The sequence below is a fragment of the Photorhabdus viridis genome (assembly GCF_040256935.1).
GTDB lineage: Bacteria > Pseudomonadota > Gammaproteobacteria > Enterobacterales > Enterobacteriaceae > Photorhabdus > Photorhabdus viridis.
Genome location: NZ_JBEJZY010000021.1, coordinates 1 through 26,657, shown reverse-complemented (window position 1 = coordinate 26,657; position 26,657 = coordinate 1). Strand labels below are relative to the sequence as shown.

Annotated in this window: 20 protein-coding genes and 1 pseudogene; 17 read left to right on the top strand and 4 right to left on the bottom strand. The window is 47.9% G+C overall.

Going from position 1 to position 26,657, the window contains the following annotated elements; genetic code table 11:
• The first annotated feature begins 163 nt into the window (after positions 1 to 163).
• From fecI to fecA, 3 genes and pseudogenes are all read left to right on the top strand, one after another.
• On the top strand, positions 164 to 685 hold the full coding sequence (gene fecI, locus ABR397_RS10765) for a ferric citrate uptake sigma factor FecI (RefSeq protein ID WP_350305757.1): 522 nt from the start codon (positions 164 to 166) through the stop codon (positions 683 to 685).
• 1 nt (position 686) lies between these two features.
• Positions 687 to 1,637 (top strand): annotated as a pseudogene (fecR, locus tag ABR397_RS10760) (ferric citrate uptake sigma factor regulator FecR).
• 97 nt (positions 1,638 to 1,734) lie between these two features.
• A complete protein-coding gene (gene fecA / locus ABR397_RS10755; RefSeq protein WP_350305756.1) occupies positions 1,735 to 4,095 on the top strand; it encodes a TonB-dependent Fe(3+) dicitrate receptor FecA in 2,361 nt (786 codons plus the stop codon).
• Between the two features lie 152 nt (positions 4,096 to 4,247).
• Here fecA and ABR397_RS10750 read toward each other — a convergent pair whose 3' ends face one another.
• The 4 genes from ABR397_RS10750 to ABR397_RS10735 form a co-directional block, all read right to left on the bottom strand.
• A complete protein-coding gene (locus ABR397_RS10750) occupies positions 4,248 to 5,639 on the bottom strand; it encodes an amidohydrolase family protein (protein ID WP_350305755.1) in 1,392 nt (463 codons plus the stop codon).
• A gap of 352 nt (positions 5,640 to 5,991) precedes the next feature.
• Positions 5,992 to 7,344, bottom strand: a complete 1,353-nt coding sequence (gene gorA / locus ABR397_RS10745) for a glutathione-disulfide reductase (RefSeq protein ID WP_350305754.1) — start codon at positions 7,342 to 7,344, stop codon at positions 5,992 to 5,994.
• Between the two features lie 110 nt (positions 7,345 to 7,454).
• Positions 7,455 to 8,297: a 23S rRNA (adenine(2030)-N(6))-methyltransferase RlmJ gene (locus ABR397_RS10740; RefSeq protein ID WP_350305753.1), complete on the bottom strand. Its 843-nt coding sequence runs from the start codon at positions 8,295 to 8,297 to the stop codon at positions 7,455 to 7,457.
• 501 nt (positions 8,298 to 8,798) lie between these two features.
• Positions 8,799 to 9,317 carry an Hcp family type VI secretion system effector gene (locus tag ABR397_RS10735; RefSeq protein ID WP_021323277.1) on the bottom strand — a complete coding sequence of 173 codons (519 nt, stop codon included), beginning with the start codon at positions 9,315 to 9,317 and terminating at the stop codon, positions 8,799 to 8,801.
• Positions 9,318 to 10,253: 936 nt separating this feature from the next.
• Here ABR397_RS10735 and tssB point away from each other — a divergent pair.
• The 14 genes from tssB to tssM all read left to right on the top strand — a co-directional run.
• The gene (tssB, locus tag ABR397_RS10730; protein ID WP_046974843.1) at positions 10,254 to 10,751 is read left to right on the top strand and encodes a type VI secretion system contractile sheath small subunit; all 498 of its coding nucleotides are present in this window, start codon (positions 10,254 to 10,256) and stop codon (positions 10,749 to 10,751) included.
• 23 nt (positions 10,752 to 10,774) lie between these two features.
• On the top strand, positions 10,775 to 12,253 hold the full coding sequence (gene tssC, locus ABR397_RS10725; RefSeq protein ID WP_350305752.1) for a type VI secretion system contractile sheath large subunit: 1,479 nt from the start codon (positions 10,775 to 10,777) through the stop codon (positions 12,251 to 12,253).
• Between the two features lie 6 nt (positions 12,254 to 12,259).
• Positions 12,260 to 12,700: a type VI secretion system baseplate subunit TssE gene (gene tssE, locus ABR397_RS10720; protein ID WP_023043433.1), complete on the top strand. Its 441-nt coding sequence runs from the start codon at positions 12,260 to 12,262 to the stop codon at positions 12,698 to 12,700.
• 2 nt (positions 12,701 to 12,702) lie between these two features.
• On the top strand, positions 12,703 to 14,550 hold the full coding sequence (gene tssF / locus ABR397_RS10715; protein ID WP_350305751.1) for a type VI secretion system baseplate subunit TssF: 1,848 nt from the start codon (positions 12,703 to 12,705) through the stop codon (positions 14,548 to 14,550).
• The gene (tssG, locus tag ABR397_RS10710; protein WP_350305750.1) at positions 14,514 to 15,563 is read left to right on the top strand and encodes a type VI secretion system baseplate subunit TssG; all 1,050 of its coding nucleotides are present in this window, start codon (positions 14,514 to 14,516) and stop codon (positions 15,561 to 15,563) included. Before tssF ends, tssG begins: the two co-directional genes overlap by 37 nt.
• A 5-nt stretch (positions 15,564 to 15,568) precedes the next feature.
• Positions 15,569 to 16,855 carry a type VI secretion system-associated FHA domain protein TagH gene (gene tagH, locus ABR397_RS10705; RefSeq protein WP_350305749.1) on the top strand — a complete coding sequence of 429 codons (1,287 nt, stop codon included), beginning with the start codon at positions 15,569 to 15,571 and terminating at the stop codon, positions 16,853 to 16,855.
• On the top strand, positions 16,855 to 17,421 hold the full coding sequence (tssJ, locus tag ABR397_RS10700; RefSeq protein WP_350305748.1) for a type VI secretion system lipoprotein TssJ: 567 nt from the start codon (positions 16,855 to 16,857) through the stop codon (positions 17,419 to 17,421). The genes tagH and tssJ overlap by 1 nt, the downstream gene beginning before the upstream one ends.
• Positions 17,422 to 17,423: 2 nt before the next feature.
• On the top strand, positions 17,424 to 18,776 hold the full coding sequence (gene tssK / locus ABR397_RS10695; RefSeq protein ID WP_350305747.1) for a type VI secretion system baseplate subunit TssK: 1,353 nt from the start codon (positions 17,424 to 17,426) through the stop codon (positions 18,774 to 18,776).
• Positions 18,776 to 19,546 carry a type IVB secretion system protein IcmH/DotU gene (gene icmH, locus ABR397_RS10690; RefSeq protein ID WP_350305746.1) on the top strand — a complete coding sequence of 257 codons (771 nt, stop codon included), beginning with the start codon at positions 18,776 to 18,778 and terminating at the stop codon, positions 19,544 to 19,546. Before tssK ends, icmH begins: the two co-directional genes overlap by 1 nt.
• A gap of 10 nt (positions 19,547 to 19,556) precedes the next feature.
• Positions 19,557 to 22,196 carry a type VI secretion system ATPase TssH gene (tssH, locus tag ABR397_RS10685; RefSeq protein ID WP_350305745.1) on the top strand — a complete coding sequence of 880 codons (2,640 nt, stop codon included), beginning with the start codon at positions 19,557 to 19,559 and terminating at the stop codon, positions 22,194 to 22,196.
• Positions 22,193 to 22,993 carry a helix-turn-helix domain-containing protein gene (locus ABR397_RS10680; RefSeq protein ID WP_350305744.1) on the top strand — a complete coding sequence of 267 codons (801 nt, stop codon included), beginning with the start codon at positions 22,193 to 22,195 and terminating at the stop codon, positions 22,991 to 22,993. Before tssH ends, ABR397_RS10680 begins: the two co-directional genes overlap by 4 nt.
• Entirely contained in the window at positions 22,990 to 23,637 is a 648-nt protein-coding gene (gene vasI / locus ABR397_RS10675; protein WP_350305743.1) for a type VI secretion system-associated protein VasI, read from the top strand. Before ABR397_RS10680 ends, vasI begins: the two co-directional genes overlap by 4 nt.
• Positions 23,638 to 23,641: 4 nt before the next feature.
• The gene (gene tssA / locus ABR397_RS10670; RefSeq protein ID WP_350305742.1) at positions 23,642 to 25,069 is read left to right on the top strand and encodes a type VI secretion system protein TssA; all 1,428 of its coding nucleotides are present in this window, start codon (positions 23,642 to 23,644) and stop codon (positions 25,067 to 25,069) included.
• Positions 25,066 to 26,657: type VI secretion system membrane subunit TssM (tssM, locus tag ABR397_RS10665; RefSeq protein WP_350305741.1), on the top strand; the 1,592-nt coding region annotated here is incomplete at its 3' end. The genes tssA and tssM, both read left to right, overlap by 4 nt.

Genomic DNA, 26,657 nt, shown 5'->3' with positions numbered 1-26,657 from the left:
TTCAGGATCACGTAAATTCAAGCTCGGCTTGCGACAAGTCTCGCGACCACACCGACTCGACATCACGTTAACATGAAATAAAAACCTTCAAGAACAATTGTAATGATTACCATTCTCACATTAAGATGATACCGTGATTATTAACTTTTGATATTATAAAGCTATGTCTGACTACATTGTTGTTTCCGCTGAGCTGACGCTTGAATCGTTTTACGGCGCGCATCACGGCTGGCTGAAAAACTGGCTCACGCCCAAACTGCAATCCTCCTTTGACGCCGACGACGTAGCACAGGATACTTTCCTCCGCGTAATAACCAATGATTCGCTACAGACAATTCGCGACCCAAAATCCTTCCTCTGCACTATCGCCAAAAGGGTGATGATCGATCTGTTTCGCCGCAACGCTCTGGAAAAAGCCTATCTGGAACTACTTGCGCAACAGCCTGAGGCGCTTATACCCTCGCCAGAAATTCGTCAGTGTCAACTTGAGACGCTCCAACAAATCGACCAGATGATCGATGGCCTGAGCAGCAAAATGCGCCAAACGTTTTTACTGTCTCAGCTTGAAAGTCTGACCTACAGCGACATCGCTTCACGTCTTAATGTGTCTGTCAGTTCCGTAAAAAAATATATGGCTAAAGCCACCGAGCATTGCTTGCTGTTTCGCCTGGAGCATGGGCTCTGATATGAATACCACATTGACCAATTCTCGTCTCCAGGCCCTAAAATCAGCATCACACTGGTATGCAGTACTGAGTAGCGATCAAGCAAGCCCACGGCAAACCGAAAAATGGCAACGTTGGTACGAACAACATCAGGATAATCAGTGGGCATGGCAACAGGTGGAAAATCTGCGTAACCAGATGCTTGTGGTGCCAGGCAATGTGTCAAGCCGTACACTTCAGGAAACGCACCTGTCACGCCGCAGAATGATGTAAAGCGTGCTGTTGCTACTAGGGGTTGGCGGTATCTGGCAACTGTGGCATTCAGAAACAGGAGAGGGTCTGCGAGCCGGTTACCGTACTGCTAAAGGGGACATTCAGCAGCATCGACTGAGTGATGGTACACTGCTTACACTCAATACTGACAGCGCAGTAGATGTCCGTTTTGACCCTCAGCAACGTCTGGTGCATCTCTGGTATGGCGAAATTGCCATCACCACCGGGCACAATGCCGGAACAAGGTTATTGCGCGTACAAACCCGCCAGGCACAACTGACCGCGTTGGGTACCGAATTTACGGTTCGTCAGGAAGACAACACCACGCTAGTTAGCGTGCAGCAGCATGCCGTAGAAGTGATATTGACCGGCGCTGACCGCAAATATATTGTGAGTCAAGGTAAAAGCTTAAGATTCAGCGCTACCGATTTTAGCGAACTGACAACGGCAATCGCCGAAGATAACGCGTGGACGCAGGGTATATTAAGCTTCAGCGACAAGCCACTAAATGAAGTGATCGCGACCCTCGCACACTATCGCAACGGCGTATTACGCTGCGACCCAGCTGTCGCCTCACTACGGTTAAGCGGCACTTTCCCGATAAAAAATACCGATACGGTATTAACCGTCATAGAAAAAACACTTCCCGTTAAGATTCAATATATTACCCGTTACTGGGTGAATGTTCTGCCCGCATAAAAATCATTAACGTAAAAATAATCATTTTCGGTTGTCCCTTTTTGCCTCTTCATTCGACTTATAAGTAAATACAGCAACAAAAGATTATGGAGACGTTATGATGCCTTTACGTGCACGGTCACTGAGCGCGTTTCACAAAACAACACCGCTGGTAATGGCGGTTCACTTAAGCCTGTTACCGCTGGCTTGCCTAACCTCCGGGATCGCGTATGCTTCGGTAGCGCCAGCTAGCGCACACTATGACATTAATGCAGGCGAACTGGATAAAGTTCTCAATCAGTATTCCACCCGCGCTGGTATTACCCTTTCGGTAGATGCCAGTTTAACGCGCGGCAAACAGAGTAACGGCCTACATGGCGATTATTCCATCACCGATGGACTGAACACCTTACTGACCGGTACTGATTTACAGGCGAAAACGTTGGGTGATAACACGTTCACGCTCGAACCCGCGCCTGTCATGCAGAAAGATTCGATGACCGTAATAGGCGACTGGCTGGGCAGTGCTCGTGAAACTGACGTGTTTGAACATGCAGGGGCACGCGATGTCATCCGCCGTGAAGATTTTGCCAAAACAGGCGCAACAACAATGCGTGAAGTACTAAACCGCATTCCTGGCGTCAGCGCACCGGAAAACAACGGTACCGGCAGCCACGACCTGGCGATGAACTTCGGCATTCGTGGCCTAAACCCGCGTCTTGCCAGCCGCTCTACGGTCCTGATGGATGGCATTCCGGTCCCCTACGCGCCTTACGGCCAGCCACAGCTATCGTTGGCGCCAGTATCTCTCGGCAACATGGACGCAGTAGACGTGGTACGCGGCGGCGGCGCTGTGCGCTACGGACCACAAAGCGTAGGTGGTGTGGTGAATTTCGTGACTCGCGCTATCCCACAGGATTTTGGTATTAAGGCAAGCGTGGAAGGCCAGCTTAGCCCCACCTCTTCACAAAATAATCCAAAAGAAACCCACAATCTGGTGATTGGAGGTACAGCAGATAACGGTTTCGGCACAGCGCTTCTCTACTCCGGCACACGTGGCAGCGACTGGCGCGAGCACAGCGCCACGCACATTGACGATGTGATGCTCAAAAGCCGCTATACACCCAATGAAGCGCACACTTTCAACAGCCTACTGCAATATTATGATGGCAGCGCGGACATGCCCGGCGGCCTTTCACGCGCCGATTACGATGCCAATCGCTGGCAATCCACTCGCCCATATGATCGCTTCTGGGGCCGCCGTCAGCTCGCAAGCCTCAGCTATCAGTATCAGCCCGACCAGCAGCACAAATTCAATATTCAGAGCTTATATACCCATACCTTGCGCAGCGGTTATCTCGAACAGGGCAAACGCATTACCCTTTCCCCACGGGAATACTGGGTGCGCAGCATCGAACCGCGCTATAGCCAGCTCTTCAATTTAGGGCCTTCAGCCCATGAAGTAGGGATTGGCTACCGTTACGTGAATGAATCCAGTCACGAAATGCGTTACTACACCGCCACCAACAGCGGCGAATTACCCAGCACGTCGAGCCCTTATGACCGTAATACCCGCTCCGGCACCGAGGCTCATGCTTGGTACATTGACGACCGCATTGATATCGGCAACTGGACCATCACTCCAGGGATACGATTCGAACATATCAAATCCATCCAAAACAACAACCTGAAAGGCACCCGCCAAGAAGTAAGCTACAATGCGCCGCTGCCTGCACTCAACGTTCTTTATCACGTTACTGACAGCTGGAATCTTTATGCCAATACGGAAAGCTCATTCGGTACCGTACAGTACAGCCAGATTGGTAAGGCTGTGCGGAGCGGCAATGTAGAACCGGAAAAAGCGCGAACCTGGGAAGTTGGAACCCGCTACGACGACGGCGCTCTGACTGCGGAAATGGGTCTGTTCCTGATTAACTTCAACAATCAGTACGACTCCAACCAGACCAACGATACTGTTACGGCACGTGGGAAAACCCGACACACAGGGCTGGAAACTCAGGCACGTTACAACCTTTCCGAGCTTACGCCTAAACTGGAGAACATTTCGGTTTACGCCAACTACACGTATGTAAACGCGGAAATTCGTGAAAAAGGCGATACCTACGGCAATCAAGTACCGTTCTCTCCGAAGCATAAAGGTACACTTGGTATGGATTACAAACCTGGCAACTGGACCTTCAACCTCAACAGCGAATTCCAATCCAGCCAGTTTGCCGATAACGCTAACACAGTACAGGAAAGCGCCGATGGCAGCACCGGCCGCATTCCGGGCTTTATGCTGTGGGATGCGCGCATGGCGTATGACTTCGGTCCGCAAATGGCCAATCTAACTCTGGCCTTTGGGGTGAAAAACATTTTCGACCACGAATATTACACCCGCTCCTATGATGATAACAATAAAGGCATCTACGCCGGGCAGCCGCGCATATTCTACATGCAAGGTTCGCTGAAATTCTGATGCTGCATTAACCCTTTCGCCGGGCCATTGCCCGGCGTTACTATTTTGTAGTGATGTGATGGACGTCCCCTTTTTCAGCGGCAAACAGTGCCATCTTTCTCTACCGGGGTAGCGCCATCATTAAAGTGGCGAGGACGGTACTTTTTTCTGAATCAAGCCTTGACTACAGTACCAGCCACCAGACGCCCCTGATGGAACGTTGCCTGACGGGTAGGCAGACGTGCCACCGCTTCAGCAGAACAACTCGCTGCCACCAGGACAAAGTCAGCTTTATCACCCACCTGAGGCCAAATACGCTGGCCTTGGTCGTTAAGCGGCAACACACCGCCTGTAGCAATAGCCATAGAACGGGAAAGATGAAACTCATCTGAACCATGGTACAATTGCGCATACAAATTAGCTTTCTCCAACATGTCACCAGTGCCGAATGGCGACCAATGATCAATCACACTGTCAGTACCCGTCATGATAAACACCCCTTTGGCACTGAGCTGCGGTAACGGCATCATCAGGCTGCCGATCGGTACAGTGGAGGCAATAGTGATTTGCTGCTCCGCTAAACGGGAAGCAGTTTCTGCCAATTTGCCCTCATCCAACGTAGTCAAAGCGAAAGCATGGCTGATAGTCACCTTGCCTCGCAAAGCCGGTATTTTCTCCACCGTATCAATCATATAGTTGATAGCAGCAACACCCTCCGAATTTATCTCATGCAGATGAATATCCACACCAACGTTATTATCAAGCGCAATCTGGAACATAGTATCCAATGATTTTTCCATCGCAGCATCCACGTTAGTAGGGTCCAGCCCGCCAACGTATTGCACGCCCATCTGTATCGCCTCGCGCATCAGCCCTTCCACTTTAGAATGCAGCAAACCGTGCTGTGGGAAGGCAACGATTTCGCAAGTGAAATCATCACAGTGATTTTCCAAAGCATACTGTAAATGTTCCAAGCTTTTCAGACCACTAACTGGATCGATATTACAATGGCTGCGTGCCACCGTACTGCCTTTAGATTGCAACAGGGCAATCAGGCTCTCTGCCCGCTGCTGAGAAGTGGGCAGCAGTTTGGGGATCAGAGTCTGCTCCAAAGCAATCATATCCATAATGGTTTTACCCTGGAGCGGCCTCGGCGCCTGCCACGGGCCACTGTAGAAAGTTTTATCCAAATGGATGTGCATATCGCGGAAGGTGGGCAACAGCAACTGCTCCTGTGCCTGATAGCATGGCTGATTCGTGTTAAGCGGCATACCAGAAGCATGGATGGCAACGATCCTGCCATCTTTAATTTCCAACGTATATAATGCAGTACGGGTGCCGATCACCGTATCACCGTCATATTCAAATCCCTCTTCCAGCAGCACATCACTTAGGTAGTAATGACGATCCGTAAGAGTAGTCTGCCTCTGTGATGCCTCGGCTACGACGGTTGACGGCGCCGCCTGTACAATCCCCCCGGTCAGGGAAATCGCCGCGCAAACAGTGGTCAGCTTACCAGTGTGACTGAGAAAATCCCTACGGCTTTGTTGTTGAAGTTTTTTCACATTCAATCCTTTTTATTTAATCCACTTTAAAAAAACTGGTTGAATCTAACCTTCTGAGGAATATTGCTCAGAATTTAGAACATATAGTAAGAAGGTTTTCAACAACATCACCGCATTATCACAGCTGATATCTCAGGAAATTGTTCTGTGGAAATTATAGAAAGCCAGATAAGTCATAGAAGGGATAGATGCCATAACCGTTTTGCTGAGATTTCCTAAATTTACATCAGCTTATCCCAGGAGTTTGATAAAGTTTTCCCATCCCCCTTTAAGCAAAAGGCCGGATAAAACCGGCCTTTAAACGTATTTTCCAGAATAGAAAAGATGTATAGATGAATTTTTGACAATATTATTACCGCATCGTTACAAACTCTTCCGCCGCCGTCGGATGAATTGCAACCGTATTATCAAAATCTTTCTTAGTTGCTCCCATCTTCAATGCAACAGCGAAACCTTGCAGCATTTCATCCATTCCGAAACCAATACCATGGATACCAACAATCTTCTCTTCCAGTCCGACACACACCAGTTTCATCCGACATGGCTGACGATGTTGAGTGACAGCGGTATACATCGCAGTGAAAGAAGATTTATAAGTTTTCACCTGATCTTCACCAAACTGCTCTTTTGCCTGAGGCTCAGTCAGACCGACAGTACCAATCGGCGGATGGCTGAATACAACAGTTGGAATATTACTGTAATCCAGATATTCTTCCGGCTTATTATTAAACAAGCGCTCGGACAAACGACGACCTGCTGCAACCGCAACAGGCGTTAATTCCACCGCACCAGTGTTATCACCTACTGCATAAATACCTTTCACATGGGTGTTCTGGTACTTATCAACCTTGATGTAGCCTTTTTCGTTCAGCTCAACAGCGGTTACAGACAGATTCAGATTATCCGTTGCCGGTTCACGGCCAATAGCCCAGATCAAAGTATCAACGGTTTGTTCTTTGCCATTTTGCAGTTGCAAAGTCAGGCTACCATCCACATTTTTAATCACTGCTTTCGGCACAGATTCAGTATGCAAAGTGGGTCCTTCGGTATTGATAACTTCCAGAAGTGTTTCAACAATCATCGGATCGAAAGTACGCAAAGGTGCATGTTGGCGCACAAACAGATGGGTTTCACTGCCAAGTGCGTGCAATACGCCAGCAATTTCCACCGCAATATAACCCGCACCAACAACCGCAACCCGTTTTGGCATCTCTTCCAGTTCAAAAAAACCATCAGAATCAATACCATATTCCGCGCCTGGTACATCAGGACGCACAGGGCGACCACCCGTCGCAATCAAAATATGATCTGCGGTTATTTTCTCTCCATTCACTTCAACCGTATGTTCATCAACAAAACGAGCGAAACCCTGGATCACATCAACTTTATTATTACCCAAACCACGTTCATAAGATTGATGGATACGATCAATATAAGCAGTACGACTGGCAATCAGTGTCTTCCAGTCAAAGCGATTGACAGTGGTATCAAATCCATAATCCGGCCCGTACTGGTGGATAGATTCAGCAATTTGCGCCGCATGCCACATCACCTTTTTCGGCACACATCCCACATTAACGCAAGTTCCCCCTAATGCTTTAGCCTCAATCAGGGCACATTTCTGCCCATACATAGCCGCACGGTTAATTGACGCAATGCCACCGCTGCCACCACCAATTGCTATATAGTTGTAATGTTTGCTCATTTGGATCGTTTCCATCTAATCAGTGTAAAAAGTCAATACCCGATAGCCTATTATGGCAAAAAGTATCAATCAGTTGTGATGGTTCTGGCTCTCACTGCCATTGCTGAAAGTTATTCTGGTGCAATCCATTTAACCAATGTGTGGCCTGTTCCTTCCGGCACCAGAACTTTGTGTAACCACGGCAACACCGATTTCATCTGCTGTTCCAGCTTCCAGGGGGGATTAATTACGATCATGCCAGAAGCGGTCATCCCACGTTGATCGCTATCAGGCCGGACAGCCAGCTCAATTTGCAAAATACTGCGAATGCCCGTTGCTTCCAGATCTCTAACCAAACGTTTGATCGGCTGGCGTAATACCACCGGATACCACAACGCATAAACACCTGTGGCAAAACGCTTATAACCTTCCTGAATGGCCTGAATAACCGCCTGATAATCAGATTTCAGCTCATAAGGAGGATCAATCAGGATAAATCCACGGCGACTCTGTGGCGGCAATTGTGATTTTAATTGCTGATAACCATCTTCACGCACAACCCTAGAGCGGTTATCACGGGAGAATTCATTACGCAATAAAGGATAGTCACTCGGATGCAGTTCAGTCAGATTAAGCTTATCATTCTGTCGCAACAAATGGCGGGCGATTAAAGGCGATCCCGGATAATAACGTAAATTACTACTCTGATTCAGTGCAGTTACTGCACTCATATAAGCTTTTAATTCTTGTGGTAGATCCTCACGCTGCCAGACGCGGGCAATCCCCTCCAGATACTCACCTGTACGTTCAGCGCGTTCACCACTGAGTTGATAGCGACCCGCACCAGCATGAGTATCCAAATAAAGGAAAGGTTTTTCCTTTTCTTTAAGAGATTCAATGATCAGGCTTTGTACAGTGTGTTTCAGTACATCGGCATGATTACCGGCGTGAAAGCTGTGACGATAACTTAGCATTAGGTTTTAGATCCCAGAGCAGAGAATAGATTACTTGCCAGTATGGAATACCTGACAACTAAAAACCCATCCCAGTAGATGGGACAGATGGTAAGGCATCATTATAGCCCCATTAGCGATAAAAATGGCAGGATCCTGAATACCAAACTCAGAAAAGCAATCTTGTCATATCTATTCACGTTTAAGATAGGTAAAACATTTTATCAGGATAAAATATGATATTTAAGAAAGTGCTGCTACCTGTGTTCTCTCTGCCAATCATAAGAAATGCTTACATACTATAAATACGCAAAAGTTGTAAAAGCATAAAAAGATGACTGAGTGTTATCGTAAACATTGAGTAATATCGTTAAATAATACGTGTAAAAACAGAAAAGAAAAAGAATAAAACAAACTGAAAGAAATTGAAGGTAGTTATTAATAATTCTTAATTTTAATAAAGCAACTAAGTTTTTCAGCCAATGAAAAGATATTCCATTGGCTGAATGATTATATTACCTATCAGGCAACAATAGGTGCGCGCCAATCATCTGCGCCAGAAGTACCTGCGGTTGTATGTTCCCAGTTAATCTTACGATAAGACAGAGAAACACGAACCAACTGAGTAAATTCAGATTTTGTTGAATCCTGACAATGAGGCATTTTGCAATCAATGTCGATAATAGTGGCATCTTCCAACTGAGTTGTGAAGAAATGCTCTTGTTTTCCTTCAACAGAAGTGCGGTACCATTTCAATTCCACATTCGTCAGCATTTCACCAGAAGCCAATGCGTTATAAAGCAATGGAACCGATTTATTTAATGCAACTGTAAAACGGAATGGTTTATGAGCACGCTGACCAGAAGGCTGACCTGATTGAGGATCAGTTGGTACGGTAACTACATGATCAAATGCCTGAACCAGCATTTCATCTTCGTGCCCCTGAACATAAATATTACCCACTGACTCAGCAGTGAATGAACCAGCGGTAATATTACCTTGGGTTTTTCCAGTGATGGAAATATAACATGGAGTTGGCATGAAAATATCCTTTAAGAAATTGTGTCAACATATTTAAGATAGCGATCATACTAATTTCAATAGTAACTATTTCATTTTGAAAAAAATCACTTACAAATGTATGAACGCTGAAATGAATAATAAATACCAAACAGCTCATTTCAAAATAAAATCTAAATTGCAAAATTGTTTGCCCATCACCAGCAAACATAAATATTATAATTAACGCCATTATAATAAAATAATATTGTTTTTTAACAAAAAACAGAATAATTAACTAAAAGCAATAATTCGCCTCATTGGATAAATGACGTATCAACATGAAAAATAAAGATTTAATTAAAGTCAAGAAAAATTGTTTCTTGATCAATTGAAAATTGATAAATAGATCAAAAAATCAAAATCACCCACCTGATTAATAACGAAAATAATATTTACAATGTGAAACTAATTCCAAGATGTAAACAGAAATACACTTGGAAACACTTTGTTACACAATGAAACAAAAAATCACTAAAAATTTATAAATACCCAGAAAAATAGCTGCTAATATTACTATATTGGGGGACTTGACAAAGAAGTGTCTTAAGAAAAGATCAAAACGTAAATTATTGCAAAATATCATAAAATCATCAAAAGCCCGAATAGGGGGGTATATCTGCCTATGTTTTATCTTTACAATAAAAAAACAAAATGCGACACTCTGCTTTGCAGAGCTGTCTATATTGATGCTATTGCTCGATGAGTAAGAATATTCTGAATCCGTATTTATCTATATACTCATACAAGTCGGCTTACTACCCAATTCAATGCAGTCAATCCTCCGTTTCATTAAATCAGGATGGATTTTTATGTTATCCACCACATAATAGGTAGGTATCAGGGGCAACTCTCTCATCAATATTGTTATCAAATAATTCCTAATTGCCGAAATTGTATTACCCGAAGGATTTTAATATGAGTAAAAATAGCCCAGGTAGTGTAGCTCCGAAGGAAAGGATTAATATAAAATACGTTCCTAATACCGGTGATCAAGTAGCAGAAATCGAATTACCACTTAATTTACTTATTGTCGGTGATCTTAAAGGGACGAAAGAAGATACGCCAATTGAAGAACGTCAAGCTGTTTCCGTGCACAAAAATAATTTTAATTCCGTGATGAATGAAGCAAACATCAATCTCACATTTAGTGTCCCCAATCGTCTCAATGATGATAGTGGAGATGACCTGCCAATTAATCTGGAAATAAAATCACTAAACGATTTTTCACCCGATAACGTAGCAAAGAAAGTTCCTGAATTAAATAAACTTTTGGAACTGCGTGAAGCACTTGTCGCACTCAAAGGGCCGTTAGGAAATATTCCGGCGTTCCGCACCCGTTTACAAGAATTACTGGGTGATGAGAAAGTCCGCGAACAACTTCTAAAAGAACTTGAAATCGTCAATCAAAAGTAATTGACTGAACAGGAGTTTTTAACATGTCCTTGCATGAAGAGAGCAGTACAACATTAACCCCGGGGTCTACCACCTCTTTGCTTGACGAGATTATGTCTCAGGCAAGAATGACGCCGGAAAATGACGGCTACCATATAGCAAAACAAGGTGTTGCGGCTTTTATCAGCAGCATTTTGGATACAGGTTCTAACGAAGAACCTATCAACAAACTCGTCGTTGACAGAATGATTGTTGAACTTGATAAGACACTGAGCACTCAAGTCGATGAAATCATGCACGCCAAAGAGTTCCAAGAGCTGGAATCGTCATGGCGTTCACTGAAATTGTTGGTTGATCGTACAGATTTCCGTGAAAACATCAAAATCAACATCATCCATGCCACCAAAGAAGAATTACTGGAAGATTTTGAATTCTCACCAGAAATCATCCAGTCAGGCTTATACAAGCATGTTTACTCAACGGGTTATGGTCAGTTTGGTGGTGAACCCGTTGCCGCAGTTATCGGTAACTATGCGTTTAGCAATAGCTCACCCGATATCAAACTGATGCAATACGTCAGCGCGGTTGGTGCGATGGCTCACGCGCCATTCCTCTCCTCGGTCGCGCCTGATTTCTTTGGCATCAGCAGCTTTACAGAACTGCCAGCAATCAAAGATCTAAAATCCGTCTTCGAAGGCCCAGCTCACACCAAATGGCGTGCTCTACGCGAATCTGAAGATTCACGTTATCTCGGTTTGACAACACCTCGATTCCTGCTGCGTCTGCCATATTCAACTATCGAAAACCCAATTAAAAACTTTAACTATCAGGAAGATGTCAGCAAAGATCACGAACATTTCCTGTGGGGTAACACCGCGTATCTGCTGGCATCCTGCCTGACTGACAGCTTCGCCAAATATCGCTGGTGCCCGAACATTATCGGCCCGCAAAGCGGCGGTACTGTCAGCGATCTACCGGTTCACCTGTTCGAAGCAATGGGACAAATCCAGGCCAAGATCCCAACAGAAGTTCTGGTTACCGATCGCCGTGAATTCGAATTGGCTGAAGAAGGTTTTATCACCCTGACAATGCGTAAAGGTAGTGATAACGCCGCATTCTTCTCGGCCAACTCAGTTCAGAAGCCAAAAGTATTCCCGAACACCCGAGAAGGGAAAATGGCTGAAACCAACTACAAACTGGGTACTCAACTGCCCTATATGTTCATCATCAACCGCCTTGCACACTACATCAAAGTATTACAACGCGAGCAAATTGGTTCCTGGAAAGAGCGTCAGGATCTGGAACGTGAGCTGAACACCTGGCTGAAACAGTACATCGCCGACCAGGAAAACCCACCAACAGATGTCCGCAGCCGTCGCCCTCTGCGTTCCGCCCAAATTCAGGTTTTGGATGTGGAAGGCGATCCAGGCTGGTATCAGGTGGCAATGCAAGTTCGCCCTCATTTCAAATACATGGGAGCCAGCTTTGAGTTGTCGCTAGTAGGGCGTTTGGATAAGGAGTAATGAGTCATGGCTGCGCTGTACAGTTGGAATAGAGAAGGCTCTGCCAGCTTGTTTGAGCGTATTCAGGGGAAGAACTCCGGTTCTTCCCGCCAGTCAAGAATGCGTGAGCTACTCAACTCCATCAGACGGCACCTGAATAATGTTCTCAATACCCATCCGGGGGCTTGTCAGAGTGCGGTAGATCTTGGCGTTATTGATCTCAATGACGCCACAACCACCGCAACTGACTTTAAGCAAAGCATTGAACAGGCAATAGAGCATTGCATTAGAAGTTATGAACCCAGAATATCGTCGGTCTCTGTCAGCGCCATCCACGATGATAGCGACCCGCTGCTGCTGAGTTTTCACATCAGCGCCCAGGTATCCCTAGATGATATTAATGATGTGGTTGAATTTAACATTCAACTGGATAACAACCGGCGTTATTGCCTAGAGCGGACTCAGTAAATATGTCACTTGAAAAATACTTCAGAGAGGAATTGGATTACCTGAGACAATTGGGGAAACAAGCTGCAATTGAACATCCTCACCTCGCTTCATTTCTGTCTGAACAAGGCTCTGACCCGGATGTTGAGCGTCTATTGGAAGGATTTGCATTCCTTGCCGGTAATTTACGGGCAAAAATTGATGATCAGTTCCCCGAACTGACTCATGGGTTACTGCATATGCTATGGCCAAATTATCTGCGGCCAACACCCAGCATGACCATTATCCAGTACACACCCAATGACGGCACCGTCACACAAGCCACGCAGATTAAGCGCGGCACTCAAATCCAGAGTCGTCTGCTAGCAAATGATGATAGCGAAGATGATGGAAATATTTACTCAAGCAGTACCGACCCAAACAAATCAGACAAAGACAACCGCTGTACTTTCACTTTATGCCGTGATGTCTGGTTGTTTCCAATATCGATCAGGGACATTTCCGTCAATAACAGCAATGAGCAAGGTGTTATTGGTCTGAACTTTACCTCAAAAACAGAACTCAACTTACAAGGGCTGCAACTTGATAAGCTGCGTTTTTATCTTAGCGGCGATGATTACAGCAGTACACAGCTCTATTTTTGGCTCAGTTACTACCTTGAAGACGCAAAACTTATCGTAGGCGATACCACCATTTCATTGCCGGATTTTGATGTCGTTCCAGTTGGTTTTAACCGGGAAGATGCCCTGTTGCCTTACCCGAAAAACTCCTATATGGGCTATCGCATCTTACAGGAATACTTCTGCTTTTCTGAAGGGTTTCTGTTTTTTGATATCACTGGTTTCCCCAAATTACCGGCAGATCTTAAAGCCAGTGATTTTACGCTGAATCTCTATTTTTCAGAAGCACTTCCACCGGAAGTTAAAATCCGTCAGGATACTTTCCGGCTGCATTGTGTGCCGGCAATCAACCTCTTCCCAATGGATAGCGAAGCTATCCTATTGGATGGCAGCCAGGAGGAATATCCATTAAAAGCCAACTATAGCCATCCTGATCGCTACGACATTTTTTCCATTGATAAAGTGGAAAGCAATCTGCTTGGTCCAGATGGTAAACCCGACTTCACACTCGGTAGTGAGCGGAGCTATGTACCATTTGAAAGTTTTCATCATCAAATCGAGCATGAAAGCGAGCTCAACACCCGCTATTTCCGTATCAGAGTCAAAGAATCCCCTTTCCGCAAAGGGCTTGAGCACTATCTCTCTTTCGTACGTGGCGATGCATCACAGCTACTGAAACTGGAAAGGCATGAAAATGTTTCTGTCAAATTGACCTGCACCAACCGCGAACTGCCACTACAACTACGGGTGGGTGACATTAATTACGCTTCATTGGGCAGCCCGTCATTTGCGTCATTTCGTAATATAACCCGCCCATCCGTTCCACTTTATCCATTGATGAGCGGCAAATATCACTGGTCGCTAATTTCCAATATGTCACTGAACTATATGACATTACTGAATAAGGACTCCCTGAAACAGGTCCTGAATACCTACGATCTCCCCAGCATACATAATAGGCAGTCATCACGGTCATCAAAAAAACGGCTGAACGCGATTGAACGGATCGAAACGAAACCAATAGATCGCCTGTTTAAGGGGCTCCCTGTACGTGGTTCAGAATCAACATTATATATCCGACAACAGGCTTTTAGCTCTGAAGGCGAGCTCTATATGTTCGGCACCATACTGTCACGTTTCCTTGCATTATATGCCAGCATTAACTCCTTCCACATGCTGAAGGTGATCAATTTAGATAATCAGGAATGTTATCAATGGCCGGTACAAATAGGTCAACACGCGTTGATGTAACAGGTAAAAACTCGACAGAAAATCGAGTACTAGATGTATCAAAATACAACTTTTATCAATTGGTTGAATTACTCAACCAATTGGCGGTAGCGTGGGAAAAAACAGGGCAAACCGATCGCCCAGACCGGGAATCAATCAGTTTCAGATCCAGTGCCAGCCTGGCTTTCCCCACCAGAGATGTTGTCTCGGTGAAACGTACCGAGCAAGGCCGTTTTCAGGTAGAAGTCTCTTTTCTTGGATTACATGGCAGTCAGTCGCCGATGCCTGGCTATTATCTTGATTCACTGGCATGGGAAGAAGCTCAAGGCGAAAACCGGCTGACTAATTTTCTGAATATTTTCAACCACCGCTCAGTCGTCATGCTTTATCAAATCTGGCGGAAATATCGTTATTACATCTGTTTTGACAAAAACGGCATGGACGATTTTTCTCAGCGCATGTTCTCTCTGGTAGGACTTGGCAGTGATGTGAATCGTACTGATTTGAACATCAATCACAGCAAGATGCTGGCCTATGCCGGGATGCTAGCCAGTCCGAGCAGATCGCCGGAAGTGATATGCAGCCTGATTTCACACTGCTTTGATCTACAGGATGTTACTGTGCATGGCTGGCAATTAAGGAAAGTCACTATTCCCTTATCACAGCAAAACCGCTTGGGTCAAAAGCAGAAAGCTGACGGTGAGAAAAATGTGAAAATGTCCATACTGGGCAAAAACTTCACCATCGGTTCATGGGTGAAAGGCTACAACAGTAAATTTATGATATGTATCAATGAGCTATCCCGTGAACACTTCCTGTCATTCCTACCGGACGGAAAAAATTTCCTACCGCTGGTGATGTTTATCTGCTTTGTCCTGCGAGATCAATTGGCTTGGGATCTGCGTCTTGGGCTGGCCGAAAACCAAGCGGGCGGCATGGTGCTTGGTACGAAACAAAACAATAACCTAGGGTGGACCAGCTTTCTCGGCGAGCCGGAAAAGAAACCCTTTATCACAATTTCAGTTAGTGGATAAAGACGATGGAAAAACAACAGCCAACCCTTTCATTACGCGTGATCAACAGCGATCAACTGGAAAGCGGCAAATCTGCCAGTTGCCTGTTCTCTACTCAAGGCGGCACCGTCGGCAACAGCGAAGGCCATCTTTGGTCTGTTCAGGATCAGAAAGGCAATATCAATCCATCACAATTTACTATTCAGTGGCGTGATGGCGCATTTTGTCTGCAAATGATCGCCGGGCCTCTGTTTGTGAATCAGTCACCACTAACCTCAAGTACCGGCTTCATTCGATTGCAACAAGGGGATGAAATTACTGTCGGCAAATTGGTGATCAAAAGCCATATCAGTTTTTCCGACGCAGATCGGATTGATCCAATGATGGTATCACCGGAATCGCTTGTCTCTAGCTATAGCAATCCACTGGATGCCATGATGGAAAAAGATCCTGCCCAGGATACCACTTACACCGATCATCATTCTTTAGCGCCAACGATTAACCACGATTTCAGCCATGACCCACTTAAGGTTCTCGACAGCGAAAATCTGACCACACTGGACCAAACCCCAGTGAATAATGAAATAAACCAGAGCCTGCAACAAGGCCATTACAACACTCCATTATTCTTCTCTCCCCTCTCAGACAACAGAGGCAATGCTATGGATCGGGATTTTGTTGATTTACCGAGTATCTCTTCACCTTTAAGTGAACAATATCAGGACATGGAACAGCAGCATGTCGCTATTACGCCATTGATGCGAGGGTTAAGCACACACTTACCTTTACATAACAGCCAACAGGCCAACGACTTTCTGGAAGAAATGGGTAAAACCATGAAAGCGGCGATTGAAGGTTTACTGGCATTACAAAGTGCACAGCATGGTCTGCGTGATAAGCAGCTACGCCCTATCGAAGATAACCCACTGCGGCTTAATATGGATTACGACACCACCATGCAGGTGATGTTCGCGGATCAAAAAAGCCCGGTACATCTCTCTGCGCCATCAGCTGTCGCTGAAAGCCTGCACAATCTGCAATTGCACTATCAGGCTAACCGAATCGCGATCACTGCCGCATTGAACACCATGCTGGATGCTTTCTCACCGGAGCACCTGCTCAACCGTTTCGCCCAATACCGTCGCAGTAATGAAACGCAGGAGAAAGACGCAACCTGGGCGTGGGAAATGTACACCAGCTACTACCGTGAACTGGCTTCCAGCCGCCAGCAGGGATTCGAAAAACTGTTTAGTGAAGTCTATGAACAGGCTTATGACCGCGCTCTGCGTCAGGGTTTAGAGGATAGCCAGTAATGAAACGCTCCGGCGGTAATACCTCATGGTTCAGTAATCATACCTTATGGTTTGTATTGCTGGCAGCGCTGATGTTAAGCGGTTGCAGCAGTGCATGGCAGGCGACGAAGAAAGTCGGACAAGTTGTCTGGGACCCATCGACCCCAGTCGGTCAACCTGCGGATTTACCTTCCACCGCAGCGATCACTTTGCTGGCAGAGCCTGATATCAATCCCAACAAAAATGGCGAACCCACGCCGGTTGAAATGCATCTGATCTATCTCAGTGAAGATTCCCGTCTGCTTGCCGCTGATTATGATCAACTTGAGAGCGACAAACTGGATAAAGCGCTGGGGAAAAATTACATCGACCACCAGGATTACACCTTATTGCCGGGGCAATACAAACCGTTGCCAGTCATCCCACTGGAAAAAAATAGCCGTTACATCGGCGTCATTGTTCGTTATGCCGATATCAATCAATCCGAATGGAAAAAAGTGATCAAAGTAAAAGACATAGGGCAGCAATACCACATCTTGGTGCACATCAGAGCGAACGAAGTTGAACTTAGAAAAGAGGAGCAATAATTATGTCAGGTAAAAATCGGGTGATTTGGCGTGAAGGATTATTTATCAAGCCACAACACTTTCAGCAGCAACAAAAACATAATGACTATCTGGCTCACAGCCGCTTGGCAACCATAACCAGTTACGGTTACGGTTTCAGTTCCCTGACTATCGACAAGGATCTTCTCGCTCTGGGGCGTATCGGTATCACCGAAGCCAGCGGTATCATGCCGGATGGCACCGTATTCTCCATTCCTCACCAGGATGCCACACCCCAACCACTTGATGTAGAGAATCTTCACGATAGCGACAGCAAAAATATCTACCTGGCACTGCCAATAGCCAACGACACCCTCAATGAAATCTCCCATTCGGAATCCAATCAGGCCGGGGCTGTACGCTACCGTGAACATACGGCGGATATCCGTGACCTGCACACCGATGGCGGTGATGTCAGCCAGCTCACGCTGGCACAACTGACACCAGTTTTGAAACAGGGCTCAGAGGATCTCAGCGCGTTCTCTTTGCTGCCGCTATGCCAGATAGTAGAAAAGTTGCCGACCGGGACTCTCATACTGAATGAAGAATTCGTGCCAACTTGTACATCCATCAATGTTTCCAGCCGGTTAAAAGTCTACATGGATGAAGTGGATAGGGCACTGATAGAACGAGGTAGATCACTCTCTGATCGGATTGGTTCGCCTAGTCAGCAAGGAGTCGCTGATGTTGCTGAATTTATGATGCTCCAGTTAGTTAACCGGGTTCAACCATGGTTTACCCACTACGCCAGACAATCCATTCTGCACCCACAAGATTTTTTCACTCAGTTAATCCAAACCTGTGGTGAACTAAGAACATTCACGGCTGCATCACGTCAGGTTGGCATTGTACCAAATTACACTCATGACAATCTCACGAAGACATTCAAGGAAATCATGGTCCCCATGCGCGAAGCACTGGGTGTTGTCCTGACCCCACGCGCGATCCCGATTAAGCTACAGACTCAATCAAATGGCATCCAGGTGGCAAACATTCATGATCGTGATGTCTTGACCAAAGCGGATTTCATTCTGGCAGTCCGCGCACAGATGCCACAGGATCAATTACTCCGCCAATTCTCTCAGCAAACCAAAGTCACATCGTTGGAAAAAATCCGCGAAAGAGTCAGCGTCCAGTTGCCTGGCGTAGCACTGGTCGCACTTCCTGCGGCTCCACGTCAGTTGCCTTATCACGCTGGCTACACCTATTTCCGTTTTGATCAACAAGGCTCGGCGTGGCAAGAGATTCTTAAAGGCACCACCATTGCCTTCCATGTCTCGGGGGACTTCCCTGGATTAGACATGCAATTCTGGGCAGTCAGCAATGGGAGTGACTAATGAAAACCGAAGCCATCAATGACAACCCGGCACTAACGCCGGAAGTCACTGATACTGTTTTGCATCGTCAGTATCAGCTACCGCTGCGTGGAGAAAGCCTGAACCCAATGATTGATGCCGCCACGCCGCTACTCGGTATGGTAATGCGAATGAAAGACATGGGTGATCAGCCACTGCCGGACCAGCTTTACCAACAGGTCGTGACCGATATTCAGGCAATCGAACAATTTCTGCAAACTCAAGGTTATGAACCGGGCGCAATTGTCTCTTTTCGCTACATGCTCTGTACCTTCATTGACGAAACCGCACTGGGACATGGTTGGAACAGCAAAAATGAGTGGTTGCAACAATCACTGCTGGTGAGATTTCACAATGAAACCTGGGGCGGTGAAAAAGTCTTTCAATTGCTGGAGCGTTTAATGGGTGAACCTAAGCGCTATCAGCATCTGCTGGAATTTATCTATCTCTGCTTCTGCCTTGGCTACCGTGGCCGCTACAAAGTGGCTTCGCAGAAAGGTGATGATTTTGAACATTTATTCCGCCGGTTACACCAACAACTGCACACACTGCGGGGAGAAGCGCCAACAACCATTCTGCACAGTAACGCTAACGAGCGTGATGGCCGCTACCGACTGGGTAAACGTCTGACCATCAAACACCTGTTCTGGAGCGGCACTGCGCTGCTCGCCGTGGTTTATGGCTTCTATGCTGCCCGGCTGCACAGCCAGACCGAGAACATCTTACAACAGCTAAATAATTTACTGAGCTAGGAAAGAACCGATGATCCAGATTGATCTACCCACATTAGTTAACCGCTTAAATCCGATGACCCGGCACGCCCTGGAAACGGCGGCGGCACAGTGTGTCAGTCAGCAGCAACCTGAGATCACTGTCTCTCAGCTACTGCTGCAAATGATCAACACACCTCTCAGTGATGTCAGAGCGATCTTCAGTCAAGCCGAGGTGGACAGTGACTTGCTGAAAGAACAGCTTGATCAAATGATCCCTCACCATCAAACGATGATTCAAGCCTACCCCAACTTTTCCCCGATGCTGGTGGAGTGGTTACAGGATAGCTGGCTGTTAGCATCAACCGAAATGCAGCATCAAGAATTACGCAGCGGAGTCATGTTGATGACATTGCTGTTCAGCCCGTTACGCTACCTGACACCACAATCTGCTCGTCTTCTGTCGGGAATAAACCGCGAATTGCTGCGTCAGAATTTCACACAATGGACTACCGGCTCTGCCGAACAACCTGATGTAGAGAACGATAAAAACGGACAAGGCAAAACTCCCGCCAACAGTGACAGCCTGCTCGCCCGTTTTACCCAGAATATGACCGAACAGGCCCGTCAGGGAAAACTCGATCCCGTTCTGTGCCGTGACACCGAAATCGACCTGATGATCGATATTCTCTGCCGTCGCCGTAAAAACAACCCAATTGTGGTGGGTGAAGCGGGCGTGGGTAAAAGCGCACTGATTGAAGGACTGGCTTTGCGCATTATCGATAACCAAGTACCGGAAAAATTGCGCAACAGTGAACTGATGACGCTGGATCTAGGCGCGTTACAAGCGGGAGCGGCGGTAAAAGGTGAATTTGAAAAACGATTCAAAGGCATCATGAGTGAAATCAGCCAATCATCCGTACCGGTTATTCTATTCATTGACGAAGCCCATACGCTGATTGGCGCAGGCAATCAACAGGGCGGGCTGGATATCTCCAACCTGCTGAAACCCGCCTTGGCTCGTGGTGAATTGAAAACTATCGCCGCAACCACTTGGGGCGAATACAAAAAATATTTCGAAAAAGACGCAGCCCTCTCCCGCCGTTTCCAACTGGTCAAAGTAGCCGAACCGACAGCAGAAGAAGCCACTATTATTATGCGTGGCCTGCGAGCAATCTATGAACAAGCTCATGGCGTATTGATCGATGACGAAGCGCTGAAAGCCTCTGCGGTATTAAGTGACCGCTACCTCTCCGGTCGCCAGCTACCAGACAAAGCAATTGATGTACTGGATACCGCTTGTGCACGTGTTGCCATCAACCTGACAGCACCTCCGCGTCAGATTTCCGCACTGAAAAACCAACGCCACCAGCAGCAAATGGAATCAGATGTGCTGGCAAGGGAACAACGGATGGGGCTTAACCAGCATACTGACAGACTGGGTGAACTACAGCAGCAACAGCAAGAAACAACAGAAAAACTAACTGAACTGGAAGCCAGTTGGCAGCAACAACAGCAACTGGTTCATCAAATTATTGAACTTCGTTGTCAGCTACTAACGGATGAAACAACTGATAAAACAGAAGAAAGTGCATCATCCGCAGAGATAACAACCGAAGAATTGATTACCAAACTGGCTGAACTTAATCAACAGTTGGAGCAGTTACAGCAACAACAAACCTTAGTTTCTCCTCATGTGAATAAAAACCAGATTGCGGCGGTTATCGCTGAATGGACCGGCGTACCACTTAATCGTCTTTCACAAAGTGAACTCTCTGTTGTCACTGAACTACCAATCCATCTGGGACAAAGCATCAAAGGGCAAGATCTCGCCATCAAATGTCTGCATCAACATCTGCTGACAGCCAGAGCCGACCTGCGTCGCCCCGGTCGCCCACTAGGCGCTTTTCTGTTGGTAGGGCCAAGCGGTGTTGGCAAAACGGAAACCGTTTTGCAAATTGCGGAATTAATGTTCGGAGGCCGTCAATACCTGACCACCATCAATATGTCCGAATTTCAGGAAAAACACACCGTTTCCCGCTTGATTGGCTCACCTCCCGGCTATGTGGGATATGGTGAAGGTGGCGTACTCACCGAAGCTATTCGCCAAAAACCTTACTCCGTTGTCCTGCTTGACGAAGTGGAAAAAGCCCATCCTGACGTACTGAACCTGTTCTATCAGGCATTCGACAAAGGTGAACTGGCCGATGGTGAAGGCCGGGTGATTGATTGTAAAAACGTGGTCTTCTTCCTGACCTCCAACCTGGGCTATCAAACCATTGTTGATAACGCTGATAAACCGGAAGAGATGAACGACCTGCTCTACCCTGAACTGGCGGCTTTCTTCAAACCGGCACTACTGGCGCGAATGGAAGTGGTGCCTTATCTGCCGTTGGGATACGACACCCTGAAAACCATTATCCAGGGCAAACTGGTTCGCCTTGATAACCTATTACGTCAACGTTTCAATGCCGAAGTCACCATCAGTGACGATGTCATTGAAGAGATACTGCAACGAGCAACCCGAGCTGAAAACGGCGCACGTATGCTGGAATCGATCATTGATGGCGCTTTATTGCCGCCACTATCCCTGCTGCTGCTGCAAAAAATGGCTTCAGGGAAACAGATCAGTACCATCCAGCTAACCGTTGATGCACATGAATTCAACGCGGTGGTTGAGGAGATACCATGAAACAACGGCTGAAAAGCGCATTAGCGTTATTGGAAAATGACTCTATTGAGCAGCTGGTTCACCACTTTCTTCAGGTGAATCACCAACGCCAGCGTTTTGACGCCTTGCTGGTCTCTCTGCTTAACGTGAATGAAAACCGCCTTGAATGCTACCGGCTGCCAGCGCCAAACCAAATAAGCGCTCTGCAATTGGACGTCAATATTGGCGATATCAACCATCCGCTGGTACAAATCCTGTACAAAGGAACCCCCACAACTTGGGGGTCGCTCAATCAAGGAGTGCGAGTAGACAATCAAAACTTTCGTACCTTTGTAGAAGAGCTTCCCCACCGCTGCGGTCTGCATGCCATCCCGCTATTTAACTGCAACGGACAAGCATGTGGTGTAATTGCTGTTTTCGCCGAAGATGTCAGTCGCTTTACTGACGATAGCAACATATTTTACATCTACTGCTATGTCATGCAGCACCGGCTGAAAAGATTGCAGGAATTAGAACAACTGCGTGGACAACTGCGCCAGATCCGCCAAGTCTTTCAGACCCAGCGCCAAAAAGAAAAACAGCTTGATGAATTATTGGCTTCATTAAGCACCACAGCAGAAAACAAAACATCGGCCAACGTCTCTCACGATTACAGCAAAATTGACAACCTGCCTCAGGCAATCGAAGAGTTTGAATGTGCGGTATTGATACAACGCCAGCATGTCTACGGCAGCAACACCAAACAAATTGCTGAAAGCCTGGGAATTGCTCCCCGCACATTGACTTATAAGCTGGCGAAATACAGGTGTAAATTATGAGCTTCTTGCTACTTGTCAGTTCATTAATCGCATCTCTGACGGGCACACCTGATATTCAGCCAGCTCAGGAAACCACAACAGAGCCCCTATTATCGGCCTTACTGCAATGTCGTTCAGAGCCTTCACCGCTGATCAGACTCGATTGCTATGACCGTCTATTAGATAAAGTGGATAACATTGCCGTTATCCCGTTAGAAAAAACCGGTCCGGTCTGGAGACAGGCAATGGAACAGGAAATGAAACGAACTGACCATTCAACTGGTTTTATCACGACCCAATCCACGGGAACACCGACCCGCGTCATACTCACCACGCCCGCGATCGGCGCACTGCCGCCACGGCCGGTACTGATGCTAAGTTGTATCGATAGCATCACCCGGATACAGGTCGCCCTAGCTAAACCACAAGACAGTGGCACGGTGATGATTTCGACTGACATAACCCAATTCAGCGCCGACTGGTTCTTACGCGAAAATGGCTACCTGCTGGAATCCAGCCGTGGGCTACCAAGTATTGAACAACTTAAACGACTGATGACAGGCCACAGCCTGACCATCAAAACTGACAACGGCAGTCAGATAACATTCAACATTTCTCAACTGGAACAGGCGGTGAAACCTTTACGCACCGCCTGTCGTTGGTGATCCCATGGATATCAGGAAACAATTTGACTGGCAGGAGCTCCTGCTGACCCCCTTATCGGATGAACTGACTGGCAGAGAACTCGATGAAAACGAACCCGCCTGGGAATATATTGACGGGGAAATGGTTAAGCTGGGATCACTGGCCCATTCCACCCTTGATATTGAAGAAATCCAGCGTCAGGCGCTGCAACTGTTCAGCGAAAAAAGCAAAGATTTCAGGCTGATGGTTCATTTGTTGCGCACACTGCAACACAGCAGCAATCCCACTGAACTAATACTGGCAATGGAGCTGCTGGCTGGCTACATCCAGCATTACTGGCAAACTGCCTGGCCGCAAAAACCCCAGCTCAAACGTCGCCTGGCACAACAGGTCATTAAACGTTTTGCTTCTGCTCAGGCCGGCTTCTGCGAACAGGCTGATGAGACTCAGCGCGAAGAGGCACAAGGCGCACTGGCTCATCTGGCGCAATGCTGGCATACCGATGAACCCGCACTGGCTAAAGAGATCGATCAGCTGCGCCCCCGCTATGCCCGCAAACCCGCGCCAAAACCCGTCGCCGCACCGGCTGACTCAGCAGAAACCGCCGCACAGCCCGCAGGCGCCTCAGCGCTGACACCGGCACCAGATGTCGCGGTAGACAGCTCCAGTGAAAAAGCCTGGAAACAAACCTTACTCACCGTCGCTGATCTCCTGTGCGAACGCCAGCCCGACACCGCCACCGGTTACCGTCTGCGCCGTTATGCCATCTGGTCCACACTGACCACCGCCCCGATGGCCAGCAGTAAAGGCAAAACCCCGCTCGCGCCTGCTTCGGCAGACCGTACCGCTGATTATCTGGCAAAACTGCCCACAGCCGATAACGCTTTGCTGCGACAGATAGAACAGAGCCTGACCCTCGCCCCTTACTGGCTTGACGGTCACGCTATCGCGGCTCAGGCCGCCGAAAAACTCGGCTATACCACCGTCGCTTCGGCCATCCGTGATGAACTGAACGTGTTTCTAGAACGCCTGCCGGTTTTACAGACCCTCTCTTTTTCCGATATGAGTCCGTTTATCTCATCCTCAACCCTGAACTGGCTGCAACCGCCGGCAACGGCGGCCGTTAACAGCGGCGCAACACAGGATCAGGAAGCCATCTGGCACTGTTTCCGGCAACACGGACTGGAAGCCGCACTCAACGCGGCAGAGCAGCGCCAGCAACAACTGACCGAACCCCGGGATCAATTCTACGGTCAGCTGCTCACGGCACAGCTGCTTGAACAGGCGGGCATGACGGCCCTGGCGCAACAACATTACCGGCATCTGTTACAGGTAGGACAACACCTGTTACTCACCCATTGGGAGCCCGGCCTGCTGGCGGTACTGGCAGAAAAAGCCGCAATGATCGCCGCCTCAAAGGATACGATGACAAACAGGAGCGTTAACCCATGAACTGGCTCTCTCTTCTTCTGAAAAATATCAAAAAACCGGCGATGCCGCGCCTGCCGCCGCTCAAAGCCACCGCCTCGCTGATACTGGCCCTACTGCCCTGTATTGCCCTCATCTGGATATGGTGGTGGGGGCCCGGCTGGCAATTCAGACAAACCCACCCGCTGGAAAATCTCTCCGCCCGCTGGCTAGCGACCGTCATTATTCTGCTGTTGGCACTGGGCTTTATCGGGACCAAAATCTGGCGCCGTCTGCGTCAGCTCGAGAAACTCAAACTGGATGTGGAGTTAAGGGAAGTCGATCCGGTACTGGCCGATATTACTCATCAGGACAGCTACCTTAATCACTGGAAAGAGCGGTTACAACGCCATCTCGGCACCTGGAATTACCTCTACCAGCGCCCCTGGTACCTGATGTTGGGCAACACCGGCAGCGGCAAGACCGCACTGATTCAGGAAGGCTACAAACTGACTGACATTGCCCTTCCGGACAGCCATAAAGGGGAAGAGGCTCACCCCCTGCACCTGCGCTGCTGGCTGGGGGAAAAAGCGGTCATCATTGACCCGGACGGCTTTCTTATCGACCAGATATCGCCGTCAGACGCCGGCAAGCCTCAGCTGCCCGCCCGCCTGTGGCAATCCCTGCTCACCTGGCTGACCGAAAACCGTCAGCGTCAGCCCCTCAACGGCATTATTCTGACGGTGGACACCCACCGTTTACTGACCGACAACAAAGAGCAGCGCGAACGGTATATCGCCGCGCTCCATCTGCGCCTGCAAGATCTGCGGTTAACCCTGCACAACCACCTGCCCTTTTATCTGGTGCTGACCAAACTGGATCTGCTGCATGGATTCAGTGCGGCGTTCCAGTCGCTGGACAAGCCACAACGCACCCAGATACTGGGCGTCACCTTCAGCCTGAATGCGCATGATGAACACAGCTGGCGTACTGAACTGGCGCAGTTCTGGCGCCAGTGGATGCAACAACTCAATGCCGCGATGCCGGACATGATGCTCAACAGGGTGGATATCAACCAGCGCAGCCCGCTGTTCAGCTTCACCCGCCAGATACAGGGGCTGCACAGCTACCTGATCCAGTTGCTGGAGGGCATCCTCTACAATGGCGGCCCGGCACAGCCCGGACTGCGCGGCGTTTATCTCACCTCCTCCAGACAAATCGGCCAGATGGATGACATCTTTACCCAGTCTGCCGCCGTGCAATATCACCTGGGACCACAGGCCTTTCCGACCTGGCCGGTGGCCGATACCGCTCCTTACTTCACCCGCTCGCTGTTTGAAGACGTGTTGCTGGCCGAGCCCAATCTGGCGGCGGAAAACCGCCTGTGGTTAAGCCGTAACCGCCGCAAACTCCTGACCTTCTCCACCGCCGGCGCCGCGGTCGCTCTGGCGCTGTGGGCAGGCTGGCACGATAACTATCAGAAGAACTATCGGGCCGGTGAAGAAGTGCTGGCACAGGCTAAAACCTTCCTGTCCATTCCCCCACCCAAAGGGGAAGACCGCAACGGAAACTTACAGTTGCCCCTGCTGAACCCTATCCGGGAAGCGACTCTTGCCTACGGGGATTACCATCA

Coding starts and splice junctions, on each gene's coding strand:
- fecI (WP_350305757.1), top strand. CDS start 164: ATGTCTGACTACATTGTTGTTTCCGCTGAGCTGACGCTTGAATCGTTT.
- fecA (WP_350305756.1), top strand. CDS start 1,735: ATGATGCCTTTACGTGCACGGTCACTGAGCGCGTTTCACAAAACAACA.
- gorA (WP_350305754.1), bottom strand. CDS start 7,344: ATGAGCAAACATTACAACTATATAGCAATTGGTGGTGGCAGCGGTGGC.
- ABR397_RS10740 (WP_350305753.1), bottom strand. CDS start 8,297: ATGCTAAGTTATCGTCACAGCTTTCACGCCGGTAATCATGCCGATGTA.
- ABR397_RS10735 (WP_021323277.1), bottom strand. CDS start 9,317: ATGCCAACTCCATGTTATATTTCCATCACTGGAAAAACCCAAGGTAAT.
- tssB (WP_046974843.1), top strand. CDS start 10,254: ATGAGTAAAAATAGCCCAGGTAGTGTAGCTCCGAAGGAAAGGATTAAT.
- tssC (WP_350305752.1), top strand. CDS start 10,775: ATGTCCTTGCATGAAGAGAGCAGTACAACATTAACCCCGGGGTCTACC.
- tssE (WP_023043433.1), top strand. CDS start 12,260: ATGGCTGCGCTGTACAGTTGGAATAGAGAAGGCTCTGCCAGCTTGTTT.
- tssF (WP_350305751.1), top strand. CDS start 12,703: ATGTCACTTGAAAAATACTTCAGAGAGGAATTGGATTACCTGAGACAA.
- tssG (WP_350305750.1), top strand. CDS start 14,514: ATGGCCGGTACAAATAGGTCAACACGCGTTGATGTAACAGGTAAAAAC.
- tagH (WP_350305749.1), top strand. CDS start 15,569: ATGGAAAAACAACAGCCAACCCTTTCATTACGCGTGATCAACAGCGAT.
- tssJ (WP_350305748.1), top strand. CDS start 16,855: ATGAAACGCTCCGGCGGTAATACCTCATGGTTCAGTAATCATACCTTA.
- tssK (WP_350305747.1), top strand. CDS start 17,424: ATGTCAGGTAAAAATCGGGTGATTTGGCGTGAAGGATTATTTATCAAG.
- icmH (WP_350305746.1), top strand. CDS start 18,776: ATGAAAACCGAAGCCATCAATGACAACCCGGCACTAACGCCGGAAGTC.
- tssH (WP_350305745.1), top strand. CDS start 19,557: ATGATCCAGATTGATCTACCCACATTAGTTAACCGCTTAAATCCGATG.
- ABR397_RS10680 (WP_350305744.1), top strand. CDS start 22,193: ATGAAACAACGGCTGAAAAGCGCATTAGCGTTATTGGAAAATGACTCT.
- vasI (WP_350305743.1), top strand. CDS start 22,990: ATGAGCTTCTTGCTACTTGTCAGTTCATTAATCGCATCTCTGACGGGC.
- tssA (WP_350305742.1), top strand. CDS start 23,642: ATGGATATCAGGAAACAATTTGACTGGCAGGAGCTCCTGCTGACCCCC.